Origin of the sequence: Vogesella sp. EB (genome assembly GCF_001037925.1) — a bacterium.
Classification (GTDB): Bacteria; Pseudomonadota; Gammaproteobacteria; order Burkholderiales; family Chromobacteriaceae; genus Vogesella; species Vogesella indigofera.
This window is the reverse complement of the sequence record NZ_LFDT01000055.1, coordinates 1-5208: the sequence shown is the minus strand read 5'-3', so window position 1 is coordinate 5208 and position 5208 is coordinate 1. Positions and strand designations below refer to the sequence as shown.

The following is a 5208-nucleotide window of genomic DNA, read 5'->3' as shown; positions in this document are numbered from 1 at the left end:
GAAACGATGTTTCTTTGAACTTGCGTGCCAAAAAATTGCTATGAGATTGAACTGAAGAGTTTGATCCTGGCTCAGATTGAACGCTGGCGGCATGCTTTACACATGCAAGTCGAACGGTAACAGGGAGCTTGCTCCGCTGACGAGTGGCGAACGGGTGAGTAATGCGTCGGAACGTGCCGAGTAGTGGGGGATAACGCATCGAAAGGTGTGCTAATACCGCATACGAACTGAGGTTGAAAGTGGGGGACCTTCGGGCCTCACGCTATTCGAGCGGCCGACGTCTGATTAGCTAGTTGGTGAGGTAAAGGCTCACCAAGGCGACGATCAGTAGCGGGTCTGAGAGGATGATCCGCCACACTGGGACTGAGACACGGCCCAGACTCCTACGGGAGGCAGCAGTGGGGAATTTTGGACAATGGGCGCAAGCCTGATCCAGCCATGCCGCGTGTCTGAAGAAGGCCTTCGGGTTGTAAAGGACTTTTGTCCGGGAGCAAATGCCTGGTGTTAATAGCACCGGGAGCTGAGAGTACCGGAAGAATAAGCACCGGCTAACTACGTGCCAGCAGCCGCGGTAATACGTAGGGTGCAAGCGTTAATCGGAATTACTGGGCGTAAAGCGTGCGCAGGCGGTTTTGTAAGCCAGATGTGAAAGCCCCGGGCTCAACCTGGGAACTGCGTTTGGAACTACAAGACTAGAGTGTGTCAGAGGGGGGTGGAATTCCGCGTGTAGCAGTGAAATGCGTAGAGATGCGGAGGAACACCGATGGCGAAGGCAGCCCCCTGGGATAACACTGACGCTCATGCACGAAAGCGTGGGGAGCAAACAGGATTAGATACCCTGGTAGTCCACGCCCTAAACGATGTCAATTAGCTGTTGGGGGTTAGAATCCTTGGTAGCGTAGCTAACGCGTGAAATTGACCGCCTGGGGAGTACGGCCGCAAGGTTAAAACTCAAAGGAATTGACGGGGGCCCGCACAAGCGGTGGATGATGTGGATTAATTCGATGCAACGCGAAAAACCTTACCTGCTCTTGACATGTACGGAACTTGCCAGAGATGGCTTGGTGCCCGAAAGGGAGCCGTAACACAGGTGCTGCATGGCTGTCGTCAGCTCGTGTCGTGAGATGTTGGGTTAAGTCCCGCAACGAGCGCAACCCTTGTCATTAGTTGCCATCATTAAGTTGGGCACTCTAATGAGACTGCCGGTGACAAACCGGAGGAAGGTGGGGATGACGTCAAGTCCTCATGGCCCTTATGAGCAGGGCTTCACACGTCATACAATGGTCGGTACAGAGGGTTGCCAAGCCGCGAGGTGGAGCTAATCTCTTAAAGCCGATCGTAGTCCGGATTGGAGTCTGCAACTCGACTCCATGAAGTCGGAATCGCTAGTAATCGCAGGTCAGCATACTGCGGTGAATACGTTCCCGGGCCTTGTACACACCGCCCGTCACACCATGGGAGTGGAATCCGCCAGAAGTGGGTAGGGTAACCTTAGGGAGCCCGCTTACCACGGTAGGTTTCATGACTGGGGTGAAGTCGTAACAAGGTAGCCGTAGGGGAACCTGCGGCTGGATCACCTCCTTTCTAGAGAAGGCGAGGTTGGGCACTTACAGCCTATCGGTTATTCGAAGTTAAGGGCGGCACAGTTGCGAGAGTGGCTGTGTTGTAGCAAGACTGGGTTTGTAGCTCAGCTGGTTAGAGCACCGTGTTGATAACGCGGGGGTCGTTGGTTCGAGTCCAACCAGACCCACCAGTGTACCCTTTGGGGGATTAGCTCAGTTGGGAGAGCACCTGCTTTGCAAGCAGGGGGTCGTCGGTTCGATCCCGTCATCCTCCACCACCAATGCAAACAAAAGCGCATAGGCGACAGCCTGTGAATTTCTGTTTGCGTTGTAAAAAACGCCCGATCTTTAACAAATTGAAGAAGCCGAAATACAAGCGGCGAGATGAAGTGACGAGTTAATTCTGGTCATAACAGATCGTCGACTTGGGTAGAAGATTGTATCGCGGCACGTCGAGAGACGTGTCACGCAAACTCGATGTTATCAAAGTAAGGCAACTGAAATGATAGGGTCAAGTGAATAAGTGCATCTGGTGGATGCCTTGGCGATCACAGGCGATGAAGGACGTGCAAGCCTGCGAAAAGCAGTGGGGAGCTGGCAATGAAGCTTTGATCCACTGATATCCGAATGGGGAAACCCACTCCGCAAGGAGTACTCCTGCCTGAATATATAGGGCAGGTAGAGCGAACCGGGAGAACTGAAACATCTAAGTACCCCGAGGAAAAGAAATCAACCGAGATTCCGTAAGTAGTGGCGAGCGAACGCGGAAGAGCCTGTACGTGTTATGGATTGTTTTAGTGGAATGGTCATGGAAAGGCCAGCCGTAGTGGGTGATAGCCCCGTACACGAAAAGACATTTCAAGAACTAGGCGTACGAGAAGTAGGGCGGGACACGCGAAATCCTGTCTGAATATGGGGGGACCATCCTCCAAGGCTAAATACTCGTGATCGACCGATAGTGAACCAGTACCGTGAGGGAAAGGCGAAAAGAACCCCGGGAGGGGAGTGAAATAGAACCTGAAACCGGATGCATACAAACAGTGGGAGCCTGGAAACGGGTGACTGCGTACCTTTTGTATAATGGGTCAGCGACTTACATTCAGTGGCAAGCTTAACCGAATAGGGGAGGCGTAGGGAAACCGAGTCCGAATAGGGCGTCTTAGTCGCTGGGTGTAGACCCGAAACCGAGTGATCTATCCATGGCCAGGATGAAGGTGCGGTAACACGCACTGGAGGTCCGAACCCACTAGTGTTGCAAAACTAGGGGATGAGCTGTGGATAGGGGTGAAAGGCTAAACAAACTCGGAGATAGCTGGTTCTCCCCGAAAACTATTTAGGTAGTGCCTCATGTATCACTTCCGGGGGTAAAGCACTGTTATGGCTAGGGGGTCATTGCGATTTACCAAACCATGGCAAACTCTGAATACCGGAAAGTGCAAGCATGGGAGACAGACGGTGGGTGCTAACGTCCATCGTCAAGAGGGAAACAACCCAGACCGCCAGCTAAGGTCCCAAATGATCAGTTAAGTGGTAAACGAGGTGGGAAGGCATAGACAGCCAGGATGTTGGCTTAGAAGCAGCCATCATTTAAAGAAAGCGTAATAGCTCACTGGTCGAGTCGTCCTGCGCGGAAGATGTAACGGGGCTCAAACTGATAACCGAAGCTGCGGATGGGCACAGTCAAATGTGTCCGTGGTAGGGGAGCGTTCTGTAGGTCTGTGAAGGTGGTGGTGTAAACCCTGCTGGAGATATCAGAAGTGCGAATGCTGACATGAGTAGCGATAAAGGGGGTGAAAAGCCCCCTCGCCGAAAGCCCAAGGTTTCCTACGCAACGTTCATCGGCGTAGGGTGAGTCGGCCCCTAAGGCGAGGCTGAAAAGCGTAGTCGATGGGAAACGGGTTAAAATTCCCGTACTTTTATGCAGTGCGATGTGGGGACGGAGAAGGTTAGGTCAGCCAACTGTTGGAATAGTTGGTTCAAGCCGGTAGGCTGGTGCGGTAGGCAAATCCGCTGCACCTTAAGGTCGAGAGGTGATAACGAGGTTCTACGGAACTGAAGTGACTGATACCACGCTTCCAGGAAAAGCCACTAAGCTTCAGCTGCATAAGAACCGTACCGCAAACCGACACAGGTGGGCAGGATGAGAATTCTAAGGCGCTTGAGAGAACTCAGGAGAAGGAACTCGGCAAATTGATACCGTAACTTCGGGAGAAGGTATGCCTCTGCGTGTGTAGTGACTTGCTCACGAAGCGTGCAGAGGTCGCAGAGAATAGGTGGCTGCGACTGTTTATCAAAAACACAGCTCTGTGCCAACACGAAAGTGGACGTATACGGAGTGACGCCTGCCCGGTGCTGGAAGATTAAATGATGGGGTGCAAGCTCTTGACTGAAGTCCCAGTAAACGGCGGCCGTAACTATAACGGTCCTAAGGTAGCGAAATTCCTTGTCGGGTAAGTTCCGACCCGCACGAATGGCGTAACGATGGCCACACTGTCTCCTCCTGAGACTCAGCGAAGTTGAAATGTTTGTGAAGATGCAATCTACCCGCTGCTAGACGGAAAGACCCCGTGAACCTTTACTGTAGCTTTGCATTGGACTTTGAACAGACTTGTGTAGGATAGGTGGGAGGCTATGAAGTGGGAACGCTAGTTCTCATGGAGCCGTCCTTGAAATACCACCCTGGTGTGTTTGAGGTTCTAACCTTGGTCCGTGATCCGGATCGGGGACAGTGCATGGTAGGCAGTTTGACTGGGGCGGTCTCCTCCCAAAGTGTAACGGAGGAGTTCGAAGGTTACCTAGGTACGGTCGGAAATCGTGCTGATAGTGCAATGGCAAAAGGTAGCTTAACTGCGAGACCGACAAGTCGAGCAGGTGCGAAAGCAGGACATAGTGATCCGGTGGTTCTGAATGGAAGGGCCATCGCTCAACGGATAAAAGGTACTCCGGGGATAACAGGCTGATTCCGCCCAAGAGTTCACATCGACGGCGGAGTTTGGCACCTCGATGTCGGCTCATCACATCCTGGGGCTGTAGCCGGTCCCAAGGGTATGGCTGTTCGCCATTTAAAGTGGTACGTGAGCTGGGTTCAAAACGTCGTGAGACAGTTTGGTCCCTATCTGCAGTGGGCGTTGGAAGTTTGACGGGGGCTGCTCCTAGTACGAGAGGACCGGAGTGGACGAACCTCTGGTGTACCGGTTGTGACGCCAGTCGCATTGCCGGGTAGCTAAGTTCGGAAGAGATAACCGCTGAAAGCATCTAAGCGGGAAACTTGCCTGAAGATGAGACTTCCCTGGGCCCTTGAGGTCCCTGAAGAGTCGTTCGAGACCAGGACGTTGATAGGTCGGGTGTGGAAGCGCTGTGAGGCGTTAAGCTAACCGATACTAATTGCTCGTGAGGCTTGATCCTATCATTTGAGTGGCTTTGCCGAGAGGCGGAGCGCAAGCGGAAACGCGATACAGAATACGAAATCTTCTACCGGCTGAGTGACAGACTCAGTGTAGGCTTCTTTGATTTGTGACAGTTTATGTCTGGTGGCCATAGCGAGGTGGTCCCACGCCTTCCCATTCCGAACAGGACCGTGAAACGCCTTAGCGCCGATGATAGTGCAGATACCTGTGTGAAAGTAGGACACCGCCAGACGCCCCAT

At 52.8% G+C, this 5208-nt stretch carries 2 tRNA genes and 3 rRNA genes; all 5 read left to right on the top strand.

The annotated features are described in order from the left end of the window. Positions 1-48: 48 nt before the first annotated feature. The 5 genes from ACG97_RS16630 to rrf all read left to right on the top strand — a co-directional run bounded on the left by ACG97_RS16630 (position 49) and on the right by rrf (position 5201). Positions 49-1584 (top strand): 16S ribosomal RNA (locus ACG97_RS16630). 92 nt (positions 1585-1676) lie between these two features. After that, positions 1677-1753: transfer RNA gene (locus tag ACG97_RS16625), tRNA-Ile, on the top strand. An 11-nt stretch (positions 1754-1764) separates the two neighbouring features. Then, positions 1765-1840, top strand: a tRNA-Ala gene (locus ACG97_RS16620). 231 nt (positions 1841-2071) lie between these two features. Next, positions 2072-4967, top strand: a 23S ribosomal RNA gene (locus tag ACG97_RS16615). A gap of 121 nt (positions 4968-5088) precedes the next feature. After that, positions 5089-5201 (top strand): 5S ribosomal RNA (rrf, locus tag ACG97_RS16610). Together the 16S, 23S and 5S rRNA genes with 2 tRNA genes alongside form the textbook arrangement of a ribosomal RNA operon. Positions 5202-5208 lie beyond the last annotated feature (7 nt).